The sequence below is a fragment of the Methylibium sp. genome (assembly GCF_035762065.1).
Taxonomy (GTDB): domain Bacteria; phylum Pseudomonadota; class Gammaproteobacteria; order Burkholderiales; family Burkholderiaceae_C; genus Methylibium.
The window spans coordinates 50,899-77,458 of record NZ_DASTPW010000044.1; the positions used below are offsets into that span (position 1 = coordinate 50,899).

The following is a 26,560-nucleotide window of genomic DNA, read 5'->3' on the forward strand; positions in this document are numbered from 1 at the left end:
GTCTCCGGTTGAGTCGGTTCATGCCACGCCGGCCGGCTCGACTTGTGCCGCTTCCGCTTCGGCTTCGTGCTCGATCAGCACGCCGTCGTCGTCCGCCGCGGGCTCGATCGCGCCACCGCCTTGTCCGAGCTCGCCATGGCTGAAGAAGTCGAGCAGCACCTCGGCCATCTCGTCCGGTAGGCCTTCAAAGGTGTCGGGCAGCAGCGTCAGGTCGTGCGCCAGCGTTGCGACGCTGAACCCTTGGCCGTCGGCAAGCTCATCATCGGCATAGCGCCAGCGCTGCTGCACACGCGCCAAGTGCAAGTCCATATCCATCCGCGGCACCGCGGGCGCCGGCCGCAGCCGCGCTTTGAAGACCTTCTCGCGGTGGTAGCGAATTTTCTCGCCGAGGATGGGCTTGCAGTTCTCGCAGATGACGACGAGCCTTTCGCTGCCCAGTTCCTTGAATTCCTGCGGCAGCAGCAACGCGCGGCGTTGCTCGCTCTCGTTGCGACTGACCGAGCTGTGGCCGTGCTGGCTGAACGACCGGCTGCGCCCGCGCGACGTGGCGCGCTCGGTGAAGTGCCCGAGCATCGCGCTGTACTCGTCGGCGTCACGCTGCTCGCGCGGCGCGTAGAGGATCTGCATGCCGTGGTTCGTCGCGAAGGTGCGAGCTTCCTTGTCGCCGTAGACGGCATCGAGCTGCGACATCGCCTGCACGACGGTCAGCAGCCGCAGGTTGTAGCCGGCGAGAAAGGCCGCGGCCGAGGTGATCACGCCGACACGGCCCATCGCCGTGAACTCGTCGTTGACCAGCAGGCACTGCACCTTGAGAGTCGGGTCCTGTTCGGGCAAGGCCTGGGTGTTGAGGCTGACGAGTTGTGAGAAGAACAGCGCCAGCAACGGCCGCGCGTTCGCCAGCCGGTTCGGCGGGATGCGCACGTAGATCGACACGCGGCGCCGTCGCACGTCCTCGAGCCGGAAGTCGTCGGCGCTGGTCGCGGCATCGACCACCGCATCCGCAAAGATCGTCAGCGGCGCGTTGAAGGTCGCGACCACGCTCGACAGCGTGTTCTCCGAGTTCGACAACAGCCGTTGCAGCGCATCGGCGCATTCGTCCGACAACGGCTGGCCAGTGTCGCGCCGCTGGGCGATCAAGACGCTCAGGTGATCCTTCAGCGACCGTCCTTTGCCGGACGACTGCCGCAGCATCTCGCCGACGGTGCGCGGCAGCTCGGGCGTCTCGAGCAGCAGCAGGCCGAGCCCCAGGAACAGGTTGCGCGCCTGGTCGTTGAAGAAGGCTTCGGAGGACGTGCCGCTGCCGTCGTTGGGGAAGAAGACCTGCCCGATGGTGAGCAGATCGCCAACCCGATGCAGCGGGCTCGTCCGAACGGCCGAGAGCGGGTTCCAGCGGTGGCTGCGCGCGCCTTCATCGAAGGGCGAGAAGGCATACACGGCGTGGCCGTGCGCTGCCCGGTAGCCGGCCGTCACGGCGAAGTTCTCGCCCTTGATGTCGAGCACGACGACCGAGTCCGGCCAGTTGAGCAGGTTCGGGATCACCACGCCGACGCCCTTGCCGCTGCGTGTGGGCGCCGACAGCATCACCGAGAGCTGGCCCGGCAGCGCGAGGAAATGCCGGCCGTAGCGGCCGACGAGGATGCCTGGACCTGCTGCGTACGACTCGCCGAGCAGTCCCGCGCCACGCACTTCTGCGATGCTGGCAAAGCGCGCACTGCCGTGCAGCGCTCGCCGTGGTCGGGCGGCTGCGAACAACGTGGCGGGCAGGACCACCAGCAACCCGATGCCGCACGACCCCATCGATACCAGCAGCTTCTTTCGCAGCGCCGGATCGTTGGCGTAGAGCTGCCAGTAGTGCGCGATGCTCGTGAAACGGGCTTGCCTCGGGTCCGCCTTGTTGAGCACCAGGAACAGCACCGCGGACAGGTAGAGCGCCGCACCGGCGAGCCCGATGAGCCCCAGCGCGGCGAAGAGCGCAGCCGCCACCTTTCGCGACACGGGCCACGCCGACATCGGCAGCGCCAGGCTGCTCATGCCGCCGCTCCCATCGACTCGTCCCAGCGTCCGAGACGCTGCCGTCGCGGCTCGTAGAACAGTTCCGAGATAAAGCGCCCGCGCTCGTCGCGATCGAACTGCACGATGACGTCGACGACGACGCCGAGCAGGTACTTGATCTCGTTCATGCGCAGGCCACCGCCGGCACCGCTCTCGCGGATCATCAGCGACATCTGCTCCAGTGCAAGGGCGCAACTGCCGGCATGGACGCTGGTGATGCTGCCCGGGTGGCCCGAAGCCGCGAGGCGGACGAAGTAGAAGCACTCGTCACCGCGTACCTCGGCCAGGAAGATGCGGTCGGGTTTCATGCGCAGGCAGGCTTCGAGCAGCGACTTGGCCGTGACGCGCGCTGTGCCTTGCGCATCCTTGCTGTAGAAGAGGTGAACCACGTTCGGGTGGTTCGGCAGCGTCAGCTCGGCCGTGTCCTGGATCGTGATCAGCCGCTCGTGCTTCGGCACTTCTTCGACGAGGCCTTTCATGAAGGTGGTCTTGCCCGAGCCGGTCTTGCCGCTGACGACGATGGTCTGGTGCTTGCGCACGGCCAGGCGCAGGAACTCGGCGTAGCGGCCGGCGTCCTTCAATGCGACGAGCTCCTGCTCGAAGGGCAGCAGGCCGCTCGATGCCGTGCGGGAGACCGTGGCCGTGCGCTCAAAGAGTCCGTCGCGCTCGAAGTCGTCGAGCCGTTTGATCAGATGCGAGGGCTTGCGCACGGTGATCGAGGCGGTGCCTCGCGTGACGGCCGGCGGGATGACGAACTGGATGCGCTCGCCGCTGGGCAGCGTGGCCGACAGCAGCGGGCGCTCCTGGTTGACCTGCTGGTCGCAATAGGTGGCCACCGCGGTGGCGAGCGACAGGCAGCGCTCCAGCGTCATGGCCGGCGCCGGAACGACGCGCCAGCCCTTGACGGTTTCGACGAGCAGTTCGCCCGGGCGGTTGACGCAGACCTCGAGCACGCCGTCGGCGTCGAGCTGTTCCCGCAGAGGGCGCAGGAACTCGACGACCGAGGTGGCGTCGCCGCACCAAGAATCGGCGGTGTCGTGCGGCGCGTCCGTTTGTGCGTTCATCGCTGCACCGGCTTCAATTCGTAGACCGACGAGAAGTCCACGTCGCGCGCGACGTAGATGCCGACGATGCCGCCCTGGTTTTGGTAGATCAGCGGCGGGATGTTGATGGTGCTGTCCAGCACCTTCTCGGCGAGCTTGCTGGTGTTGGCCGTCGTCGACGGCAGCACGACCGTATTGGCCTGCGTGTCGTTCGACTGGTTCTGGATCACCAGCTTCACCGAGTCGTCGATCAGCGACAGCAGCATCGCGGCGCCAATGCGCTCGCCCCAACGGTTGTCGACGTAGCCGTCGATCCCGGACTCGCCGAGCTGGCCGGTGCCGGGAGAGTCGATGTCCACCGTGACGCCGAGCGGGCTGCGGATGCGGGTCCAGAGAACGGGGATGCGCACGGTGCCCGGTCGCACGGAGGCGATGCGGTACTCGCCGTCGAGGTGCGAGCCGCGCTCGATCAGCAGCACGCGGCCGTCGTCGCTGAAGACGTTGCGCTGCACCTGGCAGCCGACGAGTCCCGACACTGCGCTGATGACCTTGGTCTTCAGCGCGCAGGTGAACGCCGTGCCCTTGGGGAGCACGAGGCTGCGGTTGCCGAGCATTGAGGCGGCCACGCGCGGGGTTGCCGAGCCCTGGAGCTGTCCGCCGAACAGACCCGCGCCGGGTGCTGCTGCACCGATCGGCGCGCCAGCCGGGGCGACTCCGCCGATCGGAGGCCCGCCGAGGAGTGCTCCCGTCGGCACCTGTCCGGTGGCCTGGCCTGTTGCCGCCGCAGTCGTTCGGGTGAGCGTCTCCATCAGCCCCTGCAACTGGCGCTGATAGCCTTGAAGGTTGCGGGCGGTGTTCGAGACTGGGTCGTTTGCGGCGGGTTCCGGCGCTTCAAACCCCGGCTGCTGCTGCTGCTGCTGCTCGGCGACTCCCGCCGCTGTCGCAGCGGCAGTGCGCATGGCTCCGGGGCGGCTGGTCACCAGCAGAACGGGCGCGTCCTCCGGGGCCATGATTTTGGCACCGGTTCCAGACGGAGCACCCGCACCAGTGCGCCGGACGCCGATCGGCTCGGCCAGCTCTTCGGCCGTAAGCACGATGGCGGGAATGCGTGTGCCTGCGGCGGTCGGCGTGCTCGCTGCGGCGGTCGCGAGCATCGGAACGGGCACCTCCAGGCGTCGAGGCTCGGCCGTCGCCGCGGTGGGCCGGTTGCTCACCAGCTTCGATCCCGCGTCCTCGTCCTTTTTGCCGCTCGCCGCGAACTTTTGCATCGTGAAGCCCGCAACGACGACAAGCGTGCCGATGAGCAGGCCGACTGCGAGCAGCCCCTTCTTCGAGACCGAGATCCGCTGCCGCTCGGCCACGTTCGGAATACCAGCCTCGCCGGGCAACGGCGCGATGACATTGGTGTCGTCTTCGAGGCGTTCACCTTCCGCGCGCCCATCGGGCGCCGGCTGCTCGTTCATGGCGTGACCTCACTGCGCGACTGTTGTGGGCTTGCTGGAGGGCGCTGCGAAGCGTCCACGCTTGCATCGGCCTTCAGCGCTCGCTGCACGCCCGGCACCGTGGTGCCACCACCTGGCGGCAGGCCATCGAGATCGAAAGCCTCGTTCCACACCCCAACGACGGCCGAGCCCGCGCGCAGCATCAGACGCCGACTCACTCGATCGACGACAAGCAGGTCGTCTTCCATGCGCGCGTTCACGAGCGTCTCGCTGCCGTCGCCGAGAACATGGAACACGGCGGGCACCTCGCGGTTGCCGGGGAAGCGGATGTAGGTGAAGCGCCCGTCGTCGAACACCATCGCAGGCACGATGTCCTCGGACCCCTTGCCCTCGGCGATCGAGTAGCTGGTGTTCAGCACCTGCGCCTTCGCCTGCAGGCGCTCGGCGATGACCTGCTGCGGGCTTGGCGGTGGCGGCACAGGCGGCAGCAGTGGCATGGCCTGGAGCGCCAAGCCATCACGCAGCGCAGTTCGTGCTGCCACCGTCGGCCTCGGCGCCTTGACGACCAGCCGATACACCGGCGCCCTCGGATCGCCGTCGGCCAGCACGACGAAGCGGAACGAATGCGTGCGACGGTCGGTGACGACGGCGAGCGTGTTTGCGGCGCCGGCCGTGCTCTTTGGCTTGACGAACAGATGTCGCCCGCCTGGCTGCGCCGCGACGCACCACGCTGCTTCGGCCTTGGCGCAGTCGCCACCGAGCCCGGCAGCGACTTCGGCGATCGACTCTTCGGGGTCGAGGACAACGAGCGTCACGACCCCGCGCTTGACCGGCACCGTCACGACGGCCTTGGCGTCGTAGATGACCTCACGCAGACGCGGATCGCCCGGCGCGGCCTCGCCGGCGGGCCATGCCACTGAGGGCACCAGCGCGCCAGCGAAGAGCAGCACGGCGACGCGCTTCACGGCTTGGCTCCCACGGTGTTGATTTCGGGATCGGACCGGTACGCGACGACCACGAAGCCGAACGGGTTCTCGAGCCGGTCCTTCTCCTTCGCCAGCACCTTGGGCTGGTACTCGAAGACGACGCTGGCGACGTGGCGCGTCGTGACCTCGGGAAGGTTGCGGTCGGTCAACCGCACGATCTTGTCGTAGGTGACCTGGGCCTCACCACGGTTGCCTGATCGCCCCGAGGCGCTGAGCCGAACGCCGACGACGCTGATGCGCCAGTCCTCGCCAGCGCCGAGCTTCTTCTGCAACGCCGCGTCGCCCTCGAAATGGCGGTTGTAGTCGTTGAAGACGGCCGGCACCGCCATGCGCGCGACCTGATCGAAGTCGCGCTGCAGGAACATCCAGCTGTAGCCTTCGCGGGCGCGCACGAAGGTCGCCAGGTTGTGCTTGTCGAGCGACTCCATCGGCGGGACCGTCTCGACGCTCAGGCGCTGCTGGATCGTCGCTTCACCGGTGACCCGATCAACGACGATCGGAATCTCGACCACGCGCCGCAGTGGCCCCTGCACGAACACGGCTGCGATACCGATGAGGCCGAGCAACATGCCGGCGATGGCGACCCACCACGCACGGCGCTCGGAGCGTTCGAGCATCAGCGCGCGGTCGATCTCCCAGGCACGGTTCGCTGTGAATCCCGCATCGGCTTCATCCGCACGCATCGGTGCGTCGGCCAATGCAGCGGCTCCGACCGGCTTGCCGCCGGCCGTCAAGACGGCACTCATGGCGGCTTCTCGCTACGGGAGGTAGTCGGCGACCTTGCCGGTGCGGCCGAGCATCTGATACTGGCGCTCGCGGTCACGCGAGCGGGCGATGCGCTCTTCGCTGTCGGCCATGCCCTGCAGCATCTGGATTTGCGAGACCTCGTGCGCGAGCAGCGCGTTCTCGGCGCCGATGCGGGCCTGGATCTCCAGCACCGCCTTCTGGTCGGCGGTGGCGTTGATCTGGCCCATCAGCGAGCTGATCTGCGAGAGGCGTCCGGCAGCCGACTTCATCGCGTCCTGCAGCAGGCCCTTGGTCTGGTAGGGCGCGGCGAGCGCTGCCTGGCAGCGCGTACGCTCGGCACCGGCGAAGTCCATGCAGTTGTAGACCATGCCCGCATCACGCAGCGCCTTCGCGGTGCCGGTCAGGCCCGAGTAGCCGCCGGTGTTGACCGCGTTGATCACCGTGTAGGCCTCGGCCGGCACGTAGTTGCGCAGCATCGGGTTGTTGAACACCTGGCCTAGGTTGCGGAAGCCGTTGATGCTGTTGAGCTGGTCCTGAAGCTGGGTGATTTGCTGCACCTGGTTCTGGATCTCGGTGATGTCGTTCAAAACCTGCAGGATGGTTTGCACGAGGTTGGCGATATCCACCACCGGGATGCCCGTCGCCCGAGCGGGGGTTGTCGCGACCGCAGCAACAGCGACGCAGGTCGCAGCGGCGAGCTTCTTCAGACGAAAGCGCATGGCGTGACTCCTTGCGGTTGGCGATCAGGCCCGGCCGCGAAGCGCGGCGAGCCGGTAAGCGGCAGTGCGTGCCGCGGTGTATCCCTGGCGCGCCACGTCGGCGGCGCCAGTGGCCATCGTTTTGGCGATGCGGCTGCCGGTGTAGGCGGCCGATGCTGTTGCGCGACCGGCCGCGTGCGGAAGTCCGGCGCCGGAACGGATCACACCACCCGCTGCGGCGGCGGCGCCGCCGCTTCGCGCCGCCGACGCGGAGCGCAGGCCCGAAACCATCATCGCGTTCTGGATCATCTGGATGCCTTGCTGGACTGCGGCGCCACCGGTCAGCGCGGACGCGAGGCTCGGGGCCTGAAAGCAGATGATGGCCATGAGGATCATCACGACGCAGTACTTGAGGCTCTCCCCGACCACGTTGAAGGTCGCGCCGAGGAACCCGCCTTGATCCTGAATGGCTTGAACCAACGCATCTCCCATGTATGCACTGAGTCCGAGCGCGAAAAACGCGAACCAGGTCAGGACGACTGCATTCAGCACCATCGACAGCCAGCTATCGAAGAAGCGCGCTGTGGGCCGCCAAGCAAGGCAGAGCACGAACAAGGGGCCGACAGCAATCACGAAGGTCAGGAACACCTTCGCCAGCGTGACCACGAAGAGCGCAATGCACAGGAAGATCACGTTGCCGAAGGCCGTGACCACGGCTGCGAAGACCAGGTCCAATCGCGTGATCCCGGCCTCCTTCAAGACGTCGAGCACGAGCTGACCAGCCTTGTCGTTGAACGCATCGAGGATCGCGTACGGCGTGGCGAGCGTGGCGGGATTGGCAACGGCGGGCAGAAACGTTGAGGCAACCCCGGTGGCGAGCGCGTTCGCTGTTTCGGACACGTTGCTGATGTAAAAGCCGGACTGCAGTGCGAAGGCCAACACGAGGCCGATCTTGAAGACCTTCCACATGAAGACGAGCAAGGTCTCCGGCACCTCGTTGCGCAGCACGGCCCACCCGTAGAGCGCGACCCAAAGAGTCATCGCCGTTAAGGCGATGGGCGCGATCCCAGTCATCAGTGCCGACACGACGCCGAGCACATACGTGTTCAGCACGCCATCGAACTGAGATCCAACCCAGGAGAACATCGTGTCACCTCGGTCACTGAATGGCGCTGTACGGCAACGCCTTCGTGCTCACGCACTTGCTACCAATGTCGGGAAGTTGGCACTGCATCCACTGGCCTCGCGTCTTCACTACCCACAGCCGGGGACGTTTCTCCGTGCCGAAGGTCGATGGGCGGCAGGTTCCTTGGCGCGCGTAGATTTCCGTGCATTCGCGAAGACCTTCGGCGGTTTCGACCATCCTCCAGCCGCTCGCGGTGCAGGCGGGCTTGTCGGCGGAACACGGCGCGCCCAACGTCGCTGAAGGCAGAGGCGGTGTCTCCACCATCTTCGTCCCGTCGGGCATGACCTTGACGGCTTCGTTGCCCTTGACGAACTGCGCCATCGAAGGCGCACTGGCGAACGCCAGAGCAACCATCGCGAGGAGACGGCGAACGGCTTTCATGCTGCACTCCTTGAGGTTCGAAACCTTCGATCCTGAACCTCAGCCAGCAGCACGGGAAGCCACTGAAACGGATCGTTGCCGTGTCGTGCACGGATGTCGTCGAGCAGAGCGACGTTGTCGGTGGTCGCTGAGAGCACCGTGATGAAGTCGTTGAGCCCGGACAGGTCGAGCTCGCAGATCGCGCTCGCGTGCCCCTGCTTGACCAGGAAGCGCCGCCCGCCCTGGGCACCGAGGCTGCGCACGATGTCGTACTCGGCTTCACTGAGCCCGAAGCCCTCGACGTACTCCTCTCGCACCGCCTCCGGGTTGGCGAGGAAGACCTTGGTGACGCTCTGCTCGATCATCGTGCGGCCGATCGGGTGGCGCAGCACGTCGGACGGGCTTTGCGTGTCGAAGATGCCCAGCCCGTTCTGCTTGCGGATCGTCTTCTGCTTCTGCTTGGCGAAGTCGCTGAAGATCGGGTGGTCGAGCGCCTTCCAGAACTCGGAGATGACGTAGATCAGTCGCTCGCCGTTGACCAGCTCCTCCATCACCTGCAGCAGGTAGAGCATCACCGGTGTTCGGACCTCGGGCAGGTCGAGGAACTCGCTCGTGTCGAAGCCGATAACCGAGGCGGAGTCGAGATCGATCAGACGGTCTTCGGCCTGGTCGAACACCCACCCCAACGCGCCACCCTGGCACCAGCGGCCGAGCCGCTCGTACAGGCTGTTCTCGCCGGTCTTCGGCAGGTTCTGCCGCACGGTCGAGAACCGGCGCAAGGAGGGCGGCATCATCGCCACCGCCTTGACCGCATCGGCGATGGCGCGTTCATCGGAGGGCAGCAGCGGCAGCGCCGGCGTCTCGATGCAGGTGCGGATCAGTTGTTCCCAAAACTGAATGCGCGCCGGTGTTGGCTCGCGTTGCAGCGGGTTGCAGCCGGTCGGCTTGCCAGCTTCGAGCGTGAAGTAGCGACCGCCGAGCGCCCGCATCGCGATCTCGCAGCCGCGGTCCAGATCGAACAGCACCAATCGCGGCGCCGGGTTCCATTTGCGGGTGAGCGTCAGCAGGAACATTTCCAGCGTGGTCTTGCCGACACCGGTCGAGCCGATGATGAGCGTGTTGCCAGGCAGCTTCTTGTCTACCGAGTCCTCGCCTTCGGGACTGCTGTGCAGGTTCAGGTAGAAGGGCTGGCCGGATGGCGTGCGCAGGAGTGCCAGCGCCTCGCCCCACGGGTTGCCGTCGCGCTTGCCACGGGCGAAGTTGTGGCCTGAAGCCAGAGCCGCGAAAGCGCGCGAGGACAGCTTCGCGTCCCGTGGCCGCCACTGCCAGTTGCCCGGCATCTGGGCGAACCAGGCCGCATCGGCGACGAGATCGACCGGCGACATCTGCAGGCTCGATGCTTCGCCGACAGCACCGATGGCCTGCGCCGCGCGGCGACCGGCATCGGCCACGTCGTCGCCGAAGACGACTAGGCTGTAGTGGTACTCGCCCATGCAGAACTGGCCGTCACCGAGTTCGTTCAGCGCCACATCCATCTCGGCGACCTGGCTCGCCACCACGTCGTCGCTGGCGATCAGCTGATCGCGCTGAAGTTCGAGGGCGCGCATGGCTTCGCGACGCGGCAGGATCGAGAAGCTCTGGGTCTCGATGAACTCGCTGGCTTCGTAGAGCAGCGCATTGAGGATGCCGGGCTCGACCGCGTCGGCGTACTCCTTGATGTCGGCCAAGGCCGCGTAGCGTCGTTGGTCGCCGTGACGCAGTTCGAGCTTGTCGCCGCCGAAGGACAAGCGCGCCGTCGGCAGCGTGCGGTAGAGCGGCCCGGCCGTCTTCGGGACGGACCGCGAGCATCCGTTGACCAGGTAGCCAAGAAACTCAGCCACGTCAGAGTAGGTCCGGCCGCGATGCCCTCGGGTGCCCAACAGTTCGGGACCGAAGCCGCGCAACACCCGGCCGACGAGGGCGGAGCGTTCTTCCATGACTCGGAGTGCCTCGGCTTGCGCCGCCGCGATGGCAGCGCGGGAGCGCTGCGTCGATTGCAGTGCTCGGCTGACACGCGACGCGTTCGGTCGATACACGAGCGTGAGGTACAGCTCGTTGCTCATCATCCGGCGTTCGGCCAGCTTGGCTTGGTAGGCCAATGACAGGTTACGTGCGAAACCGGGCTGCGCCGGATCCTGCAGGTTGTCGCTGACGACGCGGTGCAACCGGTGCGTCCACACGGCCCATTGGCCGCCGGCAAGGTTGCGCAACAGGCTGCACAAGGCCTCGTGCCGCTCCGCGATCTGGTGCTCGTCGGCGCACTCGAAAGGCACGCCATCGAGACGCCAGACGCGCAGGTAGTCGCCGCCGCGCGTGATCACGTCGTGGTCGCTGACCAGCGACGAGAACGGCACAAAGCGGGTCAGCGGGTTCTCGGCTTTGGCCTGGGCCCAGTGACGTGGCCGCACCTGGCCGCGGCCATCCCGGGTGGCTGCACTGGTGGCCCTAGACATGCCAAGCATCGCGGGCTCCTCGATAAAGGGTGGGCGCGTAGCTGCGCGCATGCCAGAAGCGATGGTTGCGGTCGTGGTGGCGCAGCTTCAGGGCGACGAACATCTGCCGGAAGCGTTGATCGTCCTTGGCGGTCACGAAGCGCATCCACAGCAGTGCTGGCACAAAGGCCGCCACCACGCCGACGGCGATCCCCCAGCTCACCAACGTGCCGCCCCAGAGGATCAGCAACATCCCGCTGCCGAACAGCACCACGAGCGGTACGAGCGGAACGCCCAGCTTCATCGCTGGACGGGTCGCACCTTTGTAGATGGCTTCGGCATGCATGTTGGGTGCCCGTGCTGCGCTCACGCCACGATGTAGCTGGCGAAGGCCGCGGCGCCACCAATCAGGGTGCCGCCGATCAGCACGTTCGCCACGTCGGAGAGACGGGCGCCCTGAAAGATCATCTTGAAGCCGGCCCAGATGATCGCGATGGTGACCACGGCGATCGAGATCGTCACGAGGATGGCGTTGACGTTGGTGACCGTGGTGTTGATCTTGTCGAAGCCCTGAGCGGTAGCCGCGCCCTGCGCGGTCACAAGCAATCCCGCGATGAGCTCTGGAACAACGCGACGGTTGATGTTGATCACCTTCATCGGGCCTCCAGGGATCGGATGGCAGTGGGCGTGAGCCGTGCGGCAGCCGCAAGCACGCGCTGCACGTAGCCGTGCTTGAAGCCGGTGGCGAAGTTGCCGCTGTAGTAGCAGGACAGTCCCTGTCTCAATGCCAGCTGGGTGGCGGGCTGCGCAGGGCCAACGCGACTCGAGGCGCGAGTCACGCAATCACCGAGGACCGTCTGCATCGCACGAAGGTTGACGCACGGATCGAACGCGCTGTCGATACTCAAGCCCAGGCGCTCGAAGTTGCGGACGTTGATCTGGGTCAGCCCGACGCTGAAGTTCCAGCCTTCCGCATGAAGCGCACGCGCGGTCGCAACCGCCTCGACTCGGCTCTTGGGTTGCCGGAGCAGACCGCCTCCGACGACACCAATCGCATGTGCGTTCAAGCCGCTTTCGACCATGGCGAGTGCCTGCGCCGTCTGCACGTTGACCAGCGGTGCGCAGATGAGCACGAGTGCCTGGAAAGCCGTGATGTCCATGGCCGATCACCGGTCCGCGTCGGCTGCAAGCGGCGCTGGCTGGGCAGACAGCCAGGCAGCGTGATCGTCGTCGAAGCGTGTGTCCCAGCGGCCCAGTTGTGCCTTGGCGGCGGGGCTGAACTCGGTCACTGCGTCGCCCGACGTGCTCCACCAGGTGCGCGAGAAGAGGGCGCCTCCGACCGAGACCGAGATCGCGCCGCTGTAGTCGCACCGGTAGCGCGGGCCGCTCGGCAACTCGATCACATGCGTGTACTGCGGTGGGCAGTTTGCAGGTGCGTGGGCCGGCGAGTGCTCGGCCGAGTTGCCAGCACCTGCCATCCGGCAGACGGGGAACGGCTTGCCCCTGGAAAGGTCTCGGAGCACCTGCTGCACCGGCGGGACACACTGCGGTATGGAGCGCCAGTTCGAGCTTGCCATGCACAGCAGGACCTCGCAGCCATCGACTGCGCTTGCGAATCGGGGCCACGCGATGGCGACCAGAAGTGCGGTCACCAGGAAGTGAGGCCGCCAGAGCCTCATGCGAGACGACAACCGCAGATTGCCGGGTGCGTGGCCTGTACTCATCCCCCCCGCGGTACGGTGCGTCGAAGTGGACATGGCGCCTCTCCCTTGGTCCGTTGAGTGCAGCCGACTCATGTGCCGCAGGAAGCGGTGTCGGCAGAGAAACTCTAGAACCCGATATGGACCGCGCCGCTGCTGGATTTGGCTTCGTTTCCAGCCTGTGTCCCGCCGGCGATCGACGCGGCCAAATGGGGACCAAGCAACGGTTGCTGGGCCGAGCACGCTGCACGCGACCAACGCCTGTTCGTCCGCGGCGCAAGAGTTCATGCCGCAAGACGGGCGCGATCCCGAAGCCGACGAAGTCGTGAGCAAGCGTGGCTCGAAGACCCGCCGGCACTACGATGTCGAACATGTGCTACTCCGCGCAGATCTGGTCCGCATGGCGCAAGTTCGAGCGCGCCTTCAAGTCCGGCATTTCCCTCCATGACTTCGCCGAGCTGTACGGCTTCCGAATGGCCGACAAGCGCATCAAGATCCCGAAGGCGATGGACTTCGCTTTCGCCGATCCGCAGACCGATGACGAGCGAGCCATCAAGGCGCTGATCGACGAGTTCAACCGACAGCAGACCACCGAGCTGGAGCAGGCGTTGTTCGTGCAGCGCAAGCGCCTGGCCGATGCCGAGCGATCACTGCAGACCAAGCTTACGAAGGCCGCCACCGAGAGCCGCCGCATCGCGACCGACAAGATCGACTGGCAGCTTGGCAAGCTGGCCGACCTGAAGCGGACCGAGCCAAAAGACAGCGACTCACGCATCTTCCCGGGCTGGTACGCCCCCGTCCTGGTGATGGAGGAGGGTCAACGCGTGATCAAGCCCATGCGCTACCAGTGCCGTCTTGCCGGCAAGCCGGCCTTCTACGACACCAAGTACCCCGGCACCTACAACGCCCGCCGAGACAACCTCGGAGGCTTCTGGAAGAGCCTGTTCGGCGTGAGCCACGGGGTCATGGTGGTCAGCCGCTTCTTCGAGAACGTGCAGCGCACCGAGCCCGACGGGACCACCAAGAACCTCGTGCTGGAGTTCAGTCCCCACGACGGCCGCGAGATGCTGGTGGCCTGTCTGTGGTCACGGTGGACGGCGCCGGGCGAACCGGACCTGCTGTCATTCGCTGCGATCACTGATGAGCCACCGGAAGAGGTGGCCGCTGCAGGACACGACCGTTGCATCGTGCCGATCAAGGCTGAGCACATTGATGCTTGGCTGAAACTGGACCCCAACGACCTCGCGACGCTCTACGCGATCCTCGATGACCGGGAGCGGCCGTACTACGAACACCGCATGGCAGCCTGAAGCAATGTTGCGCCAGTACTTGAGCGAGTAAGGCGCACGTTGACTCAGATCAAACCGTAGAGCTTCGCTACTCGCACGGCCGCTCGTCGGTTCGGAGCAGCAAGCTTGGCGCTGATGCGCTGGAAGCGGCAGTCAATGGCCGTCGGTTGGGTTTGCAGGGTTTGCGCTATGACTTTGCTGCTGTGGCCCTGTTCCTCGTGACGGAGCAAGACGAGATCACTTTCAGTCAACCGAGACCGGGACATCATTTCGCGCTTGATGGCCTCGTGCCACCACGCATGCAGTTCCATCGCCAGCGGCCAAGCCAGCATCTTCAGGACACCGTAGCCCTCGCCCTCAAAGTAGGCCGGGGTGGCTGAGCCGAGGTACAGAACGCCGACGCGAGCCGGGCCGGCTGGCGAGGGTGCGGGCACGATGACGGCCGAACGGAACCCATGCTGCGCTGCGGCCTCGACCCACTCGCACTGACGCTGGTCGGCAGTCTTCAGTTCGCTGGCTCTGACCGGGTCACTGCTGTGCTTCGCATGGAGCAGCCATGGATCGTCTTCGAACCATCCATGGGCGGCGCGTTGGCTGCCGAGCGACGGATCGCAGACCAGCAGGGTGCGGTACGAAGCAAGGGTGGCATCGGGGCGCAAGAAGCTGGTGAACATGCCAGCGTCGGCGCCCAATCGGCTGACGGCTTGCTCGAACAAGGCAGCAACGTCCGCGACATGGGTGGCCGAGCGCATGCATGCCAACGTCTCACAAACGCGCGCGGCGTAGTCGACCGCCCTCGTTCGGTCCAGCAGGCTGGAGCGTTCATCGGGGACGGCGCAGGAGTTCATCGCCTTGCTTCCGCAAGCGGCTGAAGACGATGGGGTGGTCGAACCGAACGGGTTCGTGCTCGCACCAGTGTGCAAAATTCTCGGCGCTGCGAAACAGCATGTGGTGCACGAGGTGTGCTTGGAGCGGCCGCCGTAGCGTCTGTTCGACGTACAGCCCGGACGGGATGGCTTGGAGCACGTAGGCGAGCGCTCCGTCGTCGCTCGCGATGGTGGTGCCGTCGCGGCCTTGGCCTTGCGTCAAGCCGCTGATCGGACGACTCGCCGCCAGCCGCTGTCGGCGAGCATGCAGCCGGGCCATCTTGGGACCGAGTGGCATCTCGCGCTGGGCGATGTCGTAGCGTTGCGCGCGCTTAGCACGCGTGGTGCGAACTCCAACTGCTCGATCGGTAGATGCCGTTGCTGCGGAATCGATGCTCATATCGATGACTCCTGTCGCAGCGCTCAGGAACAACTCGCGCGGACCCCGCGCGATCTGCTGAGCCCTGTCGAAACGAACTGCTTGTCGCGCGAGCGTATGGACAGCGGGCCCTGAACGCCAGACCTGAGTGGCCAACGCGCTCAAAACTGAGCGGTGCGCAGCAGCGCTAAACAGGGACGAGCGTCTCGACGCAGAAATGCCTGGAGATACGCAACCCGCCTCGTCGCGGCACCGCATGAGACGACTTGGGCCGTTGCGCTGTGCGCCTCAGCGCGAAGTCAGCTCAACCGCTTCGGACGGAGTCACCCTGTCTGTGTCGGCAGTGCTCAATGCGCAGAGCAGCGAGAGCGCGTCGTCGGCGCGCTCGGTGGGGACGAAGAGGTGGTCATGGTGGTAGCCGGCCACGACGTTGCATGGGATGCGTGCCTGTGCGAGCTGGCCCGCAACGAGTGCCATGAAGCCAACCGCTTCGAGCGAAGAGTGGACTCTCAATGTGATGAGGCGGGCCTCGAAGCAGTAGCTCGTGTTCGACTCTTGCGCCTGCGACTTCTCGACGATGGCCGTTAGCCCTTCGGCTTCCCGAAAAGTGCATATCGGCCGGATGCCAGACGGCACCTGGAAGTCCGGGAAGCAACAGTAGACGAAGGTCGGTGCGTGCAACTGTGGGGCCATCTCTCGCTGCAGCGTTGCGAGGTCTCGCTCACCGTTCATGCGACGTTCTCCTCTCGCGCTTTGGGCGCTGTCTCCCTGTCCCACGCATTATGAAGATGAGCAGGGAGAGGGCTTCAGTGCTCGAAGCCTGCTCCCGGCAGACGCAATGCATCGGCGACACCAGGCTGCGCAGCGGTTAGCGAAGCTGCCGGTCGCGCAAAGTTGCTAAACCGCATCGAGCTGCCCGTCGCGGCTGATACCTTGGCGCGTCAACGAGCGTCACGGCGGCTCAAGGTGCTTGAGCCCCGCTGTGGTCGTCGGTCTGCACGCCGTGCGGAAAGGGGTTCCGAAATGTTGCTGCCTTCGGAGATCCTGTCGGACATGGCAGAGCTGCGTGCGCAGTTGCGTACGCAGGGCCATCTGCATCGCAGCCTGCTCAGGCTGAACCTTGCGTGGCCGCTGCTTGACCTGGGGTTCGATGTGCTCGTCGTCGTCGCCTCGGTTGCTGCGGTCGCCTGGGTCAGTCCCTGGCTGGCACCCCTGGCGCTGGTAGTGATCGGCAATCGGCAGCGCGCCCTCGGCAACATCCTGCACGATGCAGGTCACCGCAACCTGTGCCGCGACGGCCGGATCAACGACGCGTTGGCAAGAGCGCTCGTCGCGCCCCTCTTGTTCACCAGTCTTACGAGATACCGCGAGACGCACTGGCAGCACCATCTTGCGCTCGGCCGGCGCTTGCACGACCCCGACCTCCTCGAGATCCCGAGCAAGCCGCCGCAGCACTGGCTCACCAGCTACCAGCGTCATCTTTGCAACGGGGCTGCGTGGTGGGGATCGTTCGCAGGCCACCTCGCTAGCAGCGAAGTGGCGTTGTCGAGCAAGGTCTTTATTGTCCTGTGGTGGACTGCCGTGCTCGCCCTGCTGCAAGCAGCGGGTGGGGCGCACTTCGCCATGGTGTTCGCTGTCCTGTGGCTGCTGGCCCGGGGCTCGGTGTTCCACCTCATCACGACGATGCGGGAGATGTGTGACCACTACGGGCTGCGACCGGGCGGCATCTTTTCATTCACGCGCGACATGGACTGTCGAGGTGTCTGGCGCGAGCTCTTCCACCCGCGCAACAACGGCTACCACCTGACGCATCACCTCTTGCCCGCTGTTCCCTACTACCGCCTGCCGGAGGCGCATCGCATGTTCAGGGCCACGGCTGCCTACCGGACCAAGGCAAAGGTGTGCGACGGCTACTTTGCGGGACGCACCGCGGTAGTTCGAGATTGGCAGGATGTGGCGTGCCCATGACGGGGCGGGTGCTCAGCAGCCTGCAGGTTGCAGCTCTGCTGGTGTCCGCCAGCTATGGAATCGGCTTGCTGTTCGGTTCCGGTGAACTGGCCCTGGCGCAAGGAATGGCCGGTGGCATCTACGGCGTGGCAACGGCGATCGGGATGCTGTTGCTAGCGCTGTTTGCCCAACGCTTGTGGGGTACCGGGATGCCCGTCTGGGGCCTGTTCGGACGCGCCTATGGTCCGCGTCTCCAGGGCGTTGTCGCGCTGCTCTCGCTGGTATGGATGGCAGGGGTCCTGGCTGCCCAGATTCAGGGAGGCGTCGCGGTGGCCGGTCTGCTGGGGCTCGATCAACGGATCGGGCATGCTGCGGTTCTGGTGTTGATCTTCGGCGCATCTCGGCTCGATCTGCAGTTCGCTTCCCGGTTGTTTGCGCTGAGCTTGATCACCAGCGGCCTCGTGCTGGTGTACGCGCTGGCGGCCGTGAATGGGACCGACACCTTCCTCGGCTCAGTGCCAGCGTTTGTGCAGGACCTGAGTACCTTCGGCCCGATGCGTTGGGTCTCGGTCATGTTGGCGGTGGCCATCCTCGTGTGTGTCGGGGCCGACTACCAACAGTTCGTGCTCGCAGCCAGACGACCCTCGGCCGCCATCTCGGGGTGCATCCTGGCGGGTCTGGGTCTGTTGCTGATCGGCTTCCTGCCTCCTGCACTCATCGTGACGATGAGCCGAGCCGGGCTGCTTGAGGATGTGGTGGATGCCAAGCAGGTGGTGCCTCTTGCGTTGGCGCTGGTTGCCAAATCCGTCGCGCCCGGGGCCGACAAAGTTCTCCTCGCCGCTCTGTCGGCTGCCGCGCTGGGGTCGGGGGCAGCCATCGTGCGAGCCATGAGCAGTGCGATTGCATCGCTCGGTCCCGGCCGACACGACGAGTCGCATCCGGGCTTCGCTGTGGTCGCGCTGGCCCTCGGGGCAGCTGTGGCCGCGCGGGAGCAGGGCATCGTCGACACGATGGTGTCGCTCAATGTCGTCTACATCGCGAGCATCGCCGTGGTCTTCGTCTTGTTGCTCCGAGACAGGGCAATGTCGGCTTCGCATGCGGCTGCGACGATGACGGCCGGCTTCAGCATGTCGTTCGCTGCCTACGTGGCGGGCTGGTCAGGATGGTTGGGCGACGCCGCCGATGCTGTCTCGCTGGGTGCCGGTGTCGGAGCGTCAGTCTTCATGGCGCTCTGTATGACCGCCGTTGCAAAGTTTGCCGAGCGAATCGCTGGTGTTCCTGAAGTTTGCTCAGCGGAAGGAAATGAGCCTGGGGCGGTGATGGGCACAAGCTGCCTTCGCGCTTCCCGCACGACCAACTCGGTGATCTCGCACGAGAGCAGAGGCTCCACCTCCCAGTGATGCCAGTACAGGTTCGTGTACGCAGGCTGATCCGGAGCGACATCGATAAGCTGCCGGTCCTGCATCAGCGTCAGGGCCTGTTGTCGGGGCACGAGCCCGTAGCCCACGCCCATGACGATGCCCTGCAACAAGCTCGCAGGGGAGGGCAGGTAGTGACGTGCGTAGTGTTGGATCGAGAAACCGAATCTATCGCTCAGAAACTCATCGTGCAGTGAATCTTTGCGGTTGAAGAGGACCGCAGGTGCAGCAAGAACGGCCGGTACAGTGAGACCGTCCGGGAAAAACTCCCGAGCGAAACCAGGGCTGGCGTAGCAGCGGTACTCCATGGCCCCAAGAGCTTCGGCGACGAATCCGGCCGCCGCCTTGGCATCGGTCGAGATGCAACCGACGACTTCGCCTCGGCTGAGGCGAGCGGATGTGTAGTCCTGATCGTCGGTGACGACCTCAAGAGCGACGCGACGTTCGAGCAGCAGCGTCTGCAGCACCGGCGGAAACCATGTCGCCAGCGAGTCCGCATTGACCGCGATCGCCAGCGGAACGGGGATGTTCGATTTGTCGGGCGGCATCAACTCCCGCAAGGCCGCGCCTTCGAGCATGCGCAAGGCCTTGACGTGGCGAAGGAGGATCTCCCCGGATGGCGTTGGTGCGATCGGCTTGTCCCGCAGCAGCAAGACGGTGGAGAGTGACTCCTCCAAGGCCTTGATGCGTTGCGATACCGCGCCACGCGTGATGTTCAAAGCCTGAGCCGCGCGCTCGAAACTCTGCTGCTCGGCAACGGTGGCAAAGGTTTCCAGCTGATCACGGTCGAGCATGTAACCCGCTCCCAGGTTGCAGCGCTCATATCGAATCTAGGCAATGCAGGTATTGCAGCCCGTCCGCCGCCCATCTGTCCACAACGGCGTTGTATCGATGATGTGACGCAAGTTACTTGGTCGCGCATGGACCCGACGGCCAAGTGCATTCCAGTTTGAGTGCCCGCGGCGCGGGCACTGGTCATTTCGGCCGCACTCCGGGATGTCTCCCTGCGCTTGGCCGCATCTCTCGTCGGCCGGGTTGAGCTCCCGCACCCGCCGTTCGCCTGCTGTGCGAACCGTAGCGCCGCGCGCACAGGCACAAGGGCCTTTCGCGGATAAACGGCCGCCTTCCCACGCTCGCTTCGCTCCCGCGGGCCCCTTCCATTGATTCCACGGTGCCCTTGCGCCTGCGCTTGATCGCGGCGCTCTCGGTCTCGCACGGCGACCGACGAATGCGGGGCAGACATCAGCTCAACACCACCGCCAACGCCGAGGGATTCCAAGCCACCAACGGCTCCCTCGGAACTTAGGGCAGGGGGTCTTGAGTCAGGAAGGAAGACGACGTGGTCATGCGATCCCGAGGTGAACGGCGAGGCCGGCGCGCCAGGACAGGCGATTGGCGCGAGGGGCACGCGCGTGTGCCGAACGGCGCCGTGCCGCTCCCTGGTGTGCCCCCGTGAGCGCATGGCTCGTTTCCGTCTCCGCTTCACGGGTTCATCAACTGCTGGAGGTCAACATGGAACACACGAAGGAACTGCTGTCGATCAACTTGTCGGATCTCGTGCCGTCGCCGTTCAACGTGCGACGGCACTCGCCGGGACAGGTCGAAGAACTGGCCGCGCTCATCGAATCGCAAGGCTTGCTGCATCCGCTGATGGTCACCGAACAGGTGGTCGGCCGGGGCAAGACGCGCGGCATCAAGTTCGCGGTCGCAGCAGGCGAGCGGCGGCGCCGAGCCCTGTTGCTGTTGCAGCAGCACGGGCGGCTGCCGAAGACGCACGAGGTCCTGTGCGAGTTGTTGCCGCCGGAGCGAGCACTTGAGGTCAGCATCGCCGAGAACAGCGGCCGCGAGGCGCTGCATCCGGCCGATGAGTTCGACGCGTTCAAGGCCATGATCGACGAGGGCAAGGGCGTCGAGGATGTGGCCGCGCGCTTCGGCGTTTCGGTGTTGACCGTGCAGCGGCGGCTGAAGTTGTCGGCCTTGTCGCCGAAGCTGTTGACGCTGTACCGCGAGGACGGCATCAACCTGGACCAGTTGATGGCGCTGGCGCTAAGTGACGAGCATTCGGCGCAGGAACGCACATGGTTCGATGCGCCGTCCTGGGATCGATCGGCCGCGGCCCTGAAGCGCAAGCTCACAGCGGGCGAGATCGAGGCGGCAAGTGACGCGTTGGCGCGCTACGTCGGCCTGGAGGCCTATGAAGCGGCTGGGGGCGTGGTGCGGCGCGACTTGTTCGACGACGAGCAGAGTCGATTCTTGTCCGACCCGACTTTGCTGCAGCGCTTGGCGACGGAGAAGCTGGAAGCGCTGGCGGTCCCTGTGCGTGCCGAGGGCTGGGCCTGGGTGGAGGTACGCCTCGAAGCCGATGCGCGTGCGCTGCGGCAGTTCAGCCCGTGCGAAGCCTCGATGCGCAAGCCGACGCCGCGGGAGCGTGCGGACCTGGACGAACTCGCGGCGCGTGCGTCGGAGCTTGAGCGACTCTCTGATGCGATGGCCGAGGCCACGTACTGGACGGCGGATGAAGCCGAACGCATCGACCTGGAGGAGCAAGCGATCGTCGCGCGGCGTCGGGCCATTCATGAGGCGCTGAAGGTCTGGTCGCCCGAAACCATGGCGCATGCCGGCGCCGTCGTCACAATCAACCGCGAAGGCGAGGCCGAGGTGATCCGGGGCTTGATGCAGGACGCGGACCGCAAGGCCATGGCTGCCGCGCAGAAAGCTGCGGACCGATCGGCCCGGCGCGTCGGCAAGCCGTCGGACGGTTCGTCATCCCATCCAGACGCCACCAACCGTGTGGAGCCGCCCGCAGCCTTCTGCAGCGAAAGCCTCGGCAAGCGGCTCGCGGCTCATCGCACGGTCGCACTGCAGGCCGAGTTGGTGCGGAGCACACCGATCGCGTTGGCCGTGCTTGCGCATGCCTTCGTGCAACGGGCCTTCGGCGATGACTACCGGCGAGTCGCTTCGGCCTTGCAGATCGCACCACAGACTTCCGCGCATGCGCTTCAAGCCGCAGCCGATGACCTGAAGGTCGGCTCGGCATGGCAAGCCATCGAAGCGGCGAAGCTCGCCTGGAAGGAGAGACTGCCCGAGCGGTCCGAGGAGTGGCTGCACTGGTTGATCGCCTTGCCCCAGACCGAGCTGCTCGACCTGTTGGGGCTGTGCGCCTCGTTGACCCTCAATGCCTTGCCGAACTGCGGCGCGGTCAGCGGGGCCAACGCCATCGCTGGCGCTGTCGGCCTGGACATGGCCGACTGGTGGGAGCCCACGGCGCAGGGCTACCTGAACCACGTCCCCAAAGCGCAGATCGTCCAGGCACTCCAGGAAGCGGGTCCCGACCTTGCAGACGATGGCGTCGGCGCGATGAAGAAGGACGTGCTGGTGGTCAAGGCGGCGGCTCGGCTGGCCGGCAAGCGCTGGTTGCCGGCACAGCTACGGCGGCTGCCGAATTGACTGATCCGGGCGGGTGGGCTGCGCCGCCCGCCCAACTCCGCAGGAGTGAATGATGTGGTTGCTCGTCGCACGTGAACCGCGGGCCGACGCGAGGGATTGGCCGGGCCGACGCTGGCTCGCTGCCATCGATGCCGTGCTCTGGCCGCTGCTGTGGATCATGGTCGTGCAGCACGCGCCGCAGCCGGTCGGCCTCGTGGGTCCGTTGGTCACGGCTGTAGCGCTGATCTGCGCATTGCGCCGTCTGCACACGGCGCTGATGATCACGCACCGCTACCAATTCACGACCTGGCGATGGGGCAAGGTGGGCGCCGCGATGTTGCTGATCGGGCTGGTGCTGAAGTTGATGCTTCCAGCATGACTGCACCGACGCAGCCGACTGTTGTCGGAGTGTCCGGTCAGTGTGCGTTGGTGGGACGTGCCTCGCTCCATCGGTCAAGGTCTGAGCGTCGCCATGCGACTGCACGCAGGCCGAGTCGAACGGGGCGCGGAAACTTCTGATCCGCGATCAAGCGGTAGATCGTCGAACGGCCCAGGCCCGTCATCTTCATGACGGTTGGCATGCGTAGGAACACAGCGAGCGTCGAGTCGGCGCGTGTTGATGTTGGTTCAGGGGGCATCCGTTGCACGACCGACCTCCTGCTTGAGCGATGGAAAGACTTTAGGAGCCCATCGCCTGCATGCGCGCGCTGGATTCGAGCCGGTTTCGCGCACGGCGTTGATCTCATCTCGGCGATCCGGCGGATGTTGCGGAGCGGGAGGTGCCCAGCTTGAGGTAGGGAAGGGTGTCTACAGCAGCATGACGTTGCGCGGGCCACGCTTCAGGATCGCTCGCAGATGGATGCTCGTAGCGTCCGCCTGTTGCTACCAGGACACGCCGTCGATTTGTTGACTTTTTCGGACACCGGTCGGACACGAGATGTTCAGGCAACAAAAAAGTCAGCCGGCGCTAACCGGCTGACTCTTGTCTATCTTGGCTCCCCGACCTGGGCTCGAACCAGGGACCTACGGATTAACAGTCCGGCGCTCTACCGACTGAGCTATCGAGGAACAACGGCCGGCATTGTAGCCAGACAAGCGCCGTCGCCCGACGCCAGCGAGCGGCCCCGCATCACAGCGCGGCCTGGAGCGAAAACCGCACGCTGCGCGCTTCCAAGGGGTACAGGTAGACGTGGCCGAATTGCGTCGGCGACTCCTTCCAGGCGCGGCGGTCGAAGAGGTTGTCGATGCCGAAGCGCCAGGTCAGCGTGCCGAAGCTCGATGTGGCCTGCGTCCACTTCGCGAGCAGGTCGGTGCGGGTCCACGAGGGCAGTTCCACCGAGCCGTCGGCCAGCACCTTGCGCCGCCCTTCGTGGCGCAGGTCGGTGCCGAGTTCGAGGCCCGGCGCGAACGGCGCGCGCCAGCGGGCCTGCAGGCGGGCGGTGCGCTCGGGCACGTTGACCGGCCGTTGGCCGTTGATCGCCGCATCGGCCGAGCCGCGGCGTTCGGCGTCGAGCCACATCAGGCTGGCGCCGAGCGTCCACGGGCCGTGGTCGACGCTGCCCGAGGCGTCGATGCCTCGATGGCGTGCGCTGCCGTCGATGGCGTAGGCGGGCGGGGCATCGGTGAGCGCCGGCCGGTCGATGTCGAACCACGCGAGGCGCCAGCTGCCGCGCAAGGCCTCGTGCGAAGCGGCTCCCCGCAGGCCGGCTTCCCACTGGCGGCTCTTCTGCACCTCGAGCGGCCGGCCGGGCGCGTCGTAGATGTCGCGATTCGGCGTCACGTTCGATTCGGCGCCCTGGCCCCAGCTGGCGTACGCGCTGTGCGCCGGCGCCCAGGCGTACGACAGCGCGACCCAGGGCGTCACGAGGCTCTTCGCGTAGCCGGTCGGCCGCGAGCCGTCGGTGCGCACGCTGTCGCGTTCGAGCCGCGTGTGGCGCACGCCGAGCCAGGTCGTGATGCCCGTGCGGCCCCAGTCGATCGCGTCCTGAAAGAACACTTCGCGCGAGCGTTCGCGCCGGTTCGTGCCCTCGTCGGTGAGCGAGGGATCGGCAGGCGCGGCGAAGTCGGCATCGATGCTGCCGGTGCCGACGAAGTTGAAGGCCTGCCGGTTCGTGTCGATGCGCTGCCGGCTCGCCTGCACGCCGAAGCGCAGCGCGTGCTCGAGTGCGCCGGTGTGCAGCCGGCCCTGCAGCGAGGTCTCGACGGCATCGGTGCGGCGGCGCTCGTCGTCGCTGCGGAAGTCGTAGAGATCGAAGCTGCCGTCGGGGCAGTAGCGGTCGGCGTAATAGTCGCCGTTGCTCGCGGTGCAGCCGAACGCGAACGGCAGCCGGTCGTCGGTCTTCAGCCGTTGCGTGCCGATCTGGCTGATCCAGCGCCACGCCTCGCCGATGCGCCGGTCGAGCTTCACGCTCGCCGTCGTCGCGCCGAAGGTGTTGGGCAGCGCCCACGGCAGGTCGCCGAGGTTGCGTGGCTTGCGCGGTGCGGGCAGCGCATTGCCGGCGAGGCTGTAGCCGGGAATGCTCGCGCCGGTCTCGCGCGAGCGTTCGACTTCGGCTTGCAGCAGCGTGTCGCGGCCGAGCTGCCAGTCACCGGCCCAGGCGATCAGCGCGCGTTTCACGTGGCCGTAGTCGTCGATGGCGGGCTGGCGGTCTTTGTACGAGGCACCGATGCGTTGGGAGAACACCCGGTCGTCGGACTTGCCGCCGGACCAATCGACCGACACGCCGACGCTGCCGCGCTCGCCGGCGGAAAGCGTCGCGGTCGTGAGCGGTCTCGTGGTCGGCCGCTTGACGACGAAGTTGACCAGCCCGCCGGGTGCGCTGGTACCGGCCTGGATGCCGCTGGTGCCCTTCAGGATCTCGACGCGCTCCTTGTTGTCGAGCGGGATCGCGGTCTCGGCGCTGATCGGCAGGCCTTCGCGGCGGAAGTTGAAGCGCGGGTCGAGCGTGTAGCCGCGCACCGCGATCAGGCTCCAGTAGCCGGGCGCGTTGTAGGCGTCGGTGGTCGAGGCGTCGAGCTTGAGCAGATCGGCGAGGCTGTCGGCGCCGGCGTCGTCGATCTGCCCGCGGTCGATCACCGTGGCCTGCAGCGGCAGCGATTCGAGCGGCCGATCGCCCCAGCCGGCGATGCTTGCGATGGCCGGCGCGGGCGCCGTGACCGTGACGCGCGGCAGCGCGGCTTCGCTTGCCTTGGGATCGGCCGGCGTCTGCGCCGCGGCCAGCGCGGCGACGAGGCTCTGGCATGCGAGGAACACGGCGCGTGGCCGTGGGCGGAGGAGCGAGCTGTGGTGGTGCTGTGCCATCGTGGTGAAGGTCGATGGCAGGTCGGCGATACCCATGAGCGACGGCAGCACCGCCCATCGGCATGACGCTTCCCTGCGCGAGGATTACCTCAGTCAGGTTCGAAGGGACTCTCTCAGTCGACGCGGCCGTGGCGCGCATCAACACCCCTAGCGAGCGACGCGCAGGACGCGCGTCGCGGGGCGGATTCTAGGAGCCGCTCAGGCGCGGCCGACGCCGAGCCGCTGCTGCAGCACGTCGCTCGTCGTCGTGTAGAGCGTCGCGATGCGCTCGTCGGGGCGCAGCCGCTGCGCCGCGGCGAAGGCCGCGAGCGTCGCCTCGTGAAAGCCGCAGAGGATCAGCTTGCGCTTGCCCGGGTAGTGGTTGATGTCGCCGATCGCGTAGAGCCCGGGCACGTTCGACTCGAAGCTGGCGGTGTCGACCACGACCTGCTTGCGTTCGAGCGCGAGGCCCCATTCGGCGATCGGCCCGAGCTTCGGCGAGATGCCGAGCAGCGCGATCACGCGATCGACCGCAAGCGCATGCACCTTGCCTTCGGCATCCAGCCAGCGCAGCGCGGCGAGCCGCGCGGCGTCGTCCGTGGCCGCGTCGAAGCCGACCGGCTGGCCGATCACCAGCTGCACGCGGCCCGCCGCGACGAGCTCGCGCAGCCGCGCGACGCTCGCGGCCTCGGCCTTGAAGCTGTCGCGGCGATGCACGAGCGCGATGCTCGCCTGTTCGCGCCGGGCGAGCGAAACGACGGCATCGACCGCTTCCGGCCCGTCGCCCAGCACCGCGAAGCGCTCGCCGGGCAGGCTCGAAAGATCGCCGGCGCGGTAGAGCAGGCCGCGGCCTTCGAAGGCCCGCGCTTCGTCGAGCATCAGCCGGCGCGGCACGAAGGCGCCGACGCCGGCTGCCACGAAGACGAAGCGCGCGACGAAGCGCATGCCGTCGTCGAGCGTCACGTCGAAGCGCTCGTCGTCCCTTCGCGCGAGCTGCGACACGAGCCGCCCGAAGTGGAAGGCCGGCTGCATCGGCCGCAGCTGCGCGAGCAGCCGCTCGACCAGTTCCCGCCCACTGGCCACCGGCAACGCCGGGATGTCGTAGATCGGCTTGTCGCCGTAGAGCTCGATGCACTGGCCGCCCGCTTCGGGCAGCGCATCGACGATGTGGGCGCGGATGCCCTGCAGCCCGAGCTGGAACGCCTGCCAGAGGCCGGCCGGCCCGGCGCCGATGATCAGCGCGTCGGTCTCGATCACGCTGCGCATCGTG

24 protein-coding genes, 1 tRNA gene and 1 riboswitch are annotated in these 26,560 nt (G+C 66.5%); of the genes, 4 read left to right on the plus strand and 21 right to left on the minus strand.

Annotation, left to right across the window (positions count from 1 at the left end; translation table 11 throughout):
- Positions 1–18: 18 nt before the first annotated feature.
- From VFR90_RS12705 to VFR90_RS12765, 13 genes are read right to left on the minus strand one after another with little or no spacing between them, the layout of a single operon-like run.
- Positions 19–2,031 (minus strand): type IV secretory system conjugative DNA transfer family protein, encoded by a 2,013-nt coding sequence (locus VFR90_RS12705; RefSeq protein ID WP_326406507.1) that lies wholly within the window; start codon positions 2,029–2,031, stop codon positions 19–21.
- A complete protein-coding gene (virB11, locus tag VFR90_RS12710) occupies positions 2,028–3,116 on the minus strand; it encodes a P-type DNA transfer ATPase VirB11 (RefSeq protein WP_326406508.1) in 1,089 nt (362 codons plus the stop codon). The genes VFR90_RS12705 and virB11 overlap by 4 nt, the downstream gene beginning before the upstream one ends.
- The gene (gene virB10 / locus VFR90_RS12715; RefSeq protein ID WP_326406509.1) at positions 3,113–4,558 is read right to left on the minus strand and encodes a type IV secretion system protein VirB10; all 1,446 of its coding nucleotides are present in this window, start codon (positions 4,556–4,558) and stop codon (positions 3,113–3,115) included. Before virB10 ends, virB11 begins: the two co-directional genes overlap by 4 nt.
- On the minus strand, positions 4,555–5,502 hold the full coding sequence (locus VFR90_RS12720; RefSeq protein WP_326406510.1) for a TrbG/VirB9 family P-type conjugative transfer protein: 948 nt from the start codon (positions 5,500–5,502) through the stop codon (positions 4,555–4,557). The genes virB10 and VFR90_RS12720 overlap by 4 nt, the downstream gene beginning before the upstream one ends.
- Positions 5,499–6,269 carry a VirB8 family type IV secretion system protein gene (locus tag VFR90_RS12725; protein WP_326406511.1) on the minus strand — a complete coding sequence of 257 codons (771 nt, stop codon included), beginning with the start codon at positions 6,267–6,269 and terminating at the stop codon, positions 5,499–5,501. Before VFR90_RS12725 ends, VFR90_RS12720 begins: the two co-directional genes overlap by 4 nt.
- Positions 6,270–6,281: 12 nt before the next feature.
- The gene (gene virB5, locus VFR90_RS12730) at positions 6,282–6,989 is read right to left on the minus strand and encodes a P-type DNA transfer protein VirB5 (RefSeq protein ID WP_326406512.1); all 708 of its coding nucleotides are present in this window, start codon (positions 6,987–6,989) and stop codon (positions 6,282–6,284) included.
- Between the two features lie 24 nt (positions 6,990–7,013).
- Positions 7,014–8,114 carry a TrbL/VirB6 family protein gene (locus VFR90_RS12735; RefSeq protein ID WP_326406513.1) on the minus strand — a complete coding sequence of 367 codons (1,101 nt, stop codon included), beginning with the start codon at positions 8,112–8,114 and terminating at the stop codon, positions 7,014–7,016.
- A 13-nt stretch (positions 8,115–8,127) separates the two neighbouring features.
- Positions 8,128–8,535: a hypothetical protein gene (locus VFR90_RS12740; protein WP_326406514.1), complete on the minus strand. Its 408-nt coding sequence runs from the start codon at positions 8,533–8,535 to the stop codon at positions 8,128–8,130.
- Positions 8,532–11,015: a VirB4 family type IV secretion/conjugal transfer ATPase gene (locus VFR90_RS12745; RefSeq protein ID WP_326406515.1), complete on the minus strand. Its 2,484-nt coding sequence runs from the start codon at positions 11,013–11,015 to the stop codon at positions 8,532–8,534. Before VFR90_RS12745 ends, VFR90_RS12740 begins: the two co-directional genes overlap by 4 nt.
- A complete protein-coding gene (locus tag VFR90_RS12750; RefSeq protein ID WP_326406516.1) occupies positions 10,999–11,331 on the minus strand; it encodes a VirB3 family type IV secretion system protein in 333 nt (110 codons plus the stop codon). The genes VFR90_RS12745 and VFR90_RS12750 overlap by 17 nt, the downstream gene beginning before the upstream one ends.
- A 20-nt stretch (positions 11,332–11,351) precedes the next feature.
- Positions 11,352–11,642, minus strand: coding sequence for a TrbC/VirB2 family protein (locus VFR90_RS12755; RefSeq protein ID WP_326406517.1), 291 nt, complete (start codon positions 11,640–11,642; stop codon positions 11,352–11,354).
- Positions 11,639–12,145, minus strand: a complete 507-nt coding sequence (locus VFR90_RS12760) for a lytic transglycosylase domain-containing protein (protein WP_326406518.1) — start codon at positions 12,143–12,145, stop codon at positions 11,639–11,641. The genes VFR90_RS12755 and VFR90_RS12760 overlap by 4 nt, the downstream gene beginning before the upstream one ends.
- A gap of 6 nt (positions 12,146–12,151) precedes the next feature.
- Positions 12,152–12,742 (minus strand): hypothetical protein, encoded by a 591-nt coding sequence (locus tag VFR90_RS12765; RefSeq protein WP_326406519.1) that lies wholly within the window; start codon positions 12,740–12,742, stop codon positions 12,152–12,154.
- A 314-nt stretch (positions 12,743–13,056) separates the two neighbouring features.
- Here VFR90_RS12765 and VFR90_RS12770 point away from each other — a divergent pair, with 314 nt between their 5' ends.
- A complete protein-coding gene (locus VFR90_RS12770; RefSeq protein WP_326406520.1) occupies positions 13,057–13,995 on the plus strand; it encodes an SOS response-associated peptidase family protein in 939 nt (312 codons plus the stop codon).
- A 44-nt stretch (positions 13,996–14,039) separates the two neighbouring features.
- Here the strand turns inward: VFR90_RS12770 and VFR90_RS12775 are convergent, their stop codons facing one another.
- The 3 genes from VFR90_RS12775 to VFR90_RS12785 all read right to left on the minus strand — a co-directional run bounded on the left by VFR90_RS12775 (position 14,040) and on the right by VFR90_RS12785 (position 15,951).
- Complete coding sequence (locus VFR90_RS12775; RefSeq protein ID WP_326406521.1) at positions 14,040–14,822, minus strand: helix-turn-helix transcriptional regulator; 783 nt, start codon at positions 14,820–14,822, stop codon at positions 14,040–14,042.
- Positions 14,797–15,240 (minus strand): hypothetical protein, encoded by a 444-nt coding sequence (locus VFR90_RS12780; RefSeq protein WP_326406522.1) that lies wholly within the window; start codon positions 15,238–15,240, stop codon positions 14,797–14,799. The genes VFR90_RS12775 and VFR90_RS12780 overlap by 26 nt, the downstream gene beginning before the upstream one ends.
- A gap of 267 nt (positions 15,241–15,507) precedes the next feature.
- The gene (locus VFR90_RS12785) at positions 15,508–15,951 is read right to left on the minus strand and encodes an ACT domain-containing protein (RefSeq protein ID WP_326406523.1); all 444 of its coding nucleotides are present in this window, start codon (positions 15,949–15,951) and stop codon (positions 15,508–15,510) included.
- Positions 15,952–16,242: 291 nt separating this feature from the next.
- On the opposite strand from VFR90_RS12785, the gene VFR90_RS12790 reads away from it, so the two are divergent.
- The gene (locus VFR90_RS12790; RefSeq protein ID WP_326406524.1) at positions 16,243–17,187 is read left to right on the plus strand and encodes a fatty acid desaturase family protein; all 945 of its coding nucleotides are present in this window, start codon (positions 16,243–16,245) and stop codon (positions 17,185–17,187) included.
- A gap of 1,120 nt (positions 17,188–18,307) precedes the next feature.
- On the opposite strand, the gene argP is transcribed toward VFR90_RS12790, so the two are convergent.
- Positions 18,308–19,378, minus strand: a complete 1,071-nt coding sequence (gene argP, locus VFR90_RS12795; protein WP_326406525.1) for an HTH-type transcriptional regulator ArgP — start codon at positions 19,376–19,378, stop codon at positions 18,308–18,310.
- A 718-nt stretch (positions 19,379–20,096) separates the two neighbouring features.
- Between argP and VFR90_RS12800 the strand changes: the two genes are divergently transcribed.
- Positions 20,097–22,031 carry a ParB/RepB/Spo0J family partition protein gene (locus VFR90_RS12800; RefSeq protein ID WP_326406526.1) on the plus strand — a complete coding sequence of 645 codons (1,935 nt, stop codon included), beginning with the start codon at positions 20,097–20,099 and terminating at the stop codon, positions 22,029–22,031.
- A 52-nt stretch (positions 22,032–22,083) separates the two neighbouring features.
- Positions 22,084–22,389 (plus strand): hypothetical protein, encoded by a 306-nt coding sequence (locus VFR90_RS12805; RefSeq protein WP_326406527.1) that lies wholly within the window; start codon positions 22,084–22,086, stop codon positions 22,387–22,389.
- Positions 22,390–22,426: 37 nt separating this feature from the next.
- Here VFR90_RS12805 and VFR90_RS12810 read toward each other — a convergent pair whose 3' ends face one another.
- The 4 genes from VFR90_RS12810 to VFR90_RS12825 form a co-directional block, all read right to left on the minus strand.
- Positions 22,427–22,756 (minus strand): helix-turn-helix transcriptional regulator, encoded by a 330-nt coding sequence (locus VFR90_RS12810; RefSeq protein ID WP_326406528.1) that lies wholly within the window; start codon positions 22,754–22,756, stop codon positions 22,427–22,429.
- A gap of 246 nt (positions 22,757–23,002) precedes the next feature.
- Positions 23,003–23,078, minus strand: a tRNA-Asn gene (locus tag VFR90_RS12815).
- A 61-nt stretch (positions 23,079–23,139) separates the two neighbouring features.
- On the minus strand, positions 23,140–25,362 hold the full coding sequence (locus tag VFR90_RS12820) for a TonB-dependent siderophore receptor (protein WP_326406529.1): 2,223 nt from the start codon (positions 25,360–25,362) through the stop codon (positions 23,140–23,142).
- A 2-nt stretch (positions 25,363–25,364) separates the two neighbouring features.
- A riboswitch (TPP riboswitch) is annotated at positions 25,365–25,470 on the minus strand.
- 39 nt (positions 25,471–25,509) lie between these two features.
- The gene (locus VFR90_RS12825) at positions 25,510–26,556 is read right to left on the minus strand and encodes an NAD(P)/FAD-dependent oxidoreductase (protein WP_326406530.1); all 1,047 of its coding nucleotides are present in this window, start codon (positions 26,554–26,556) and stop codon (positions 25,510–25,512) included.
- Positions 26,557–26,560 lie beyond the last annotated feature (4 nt).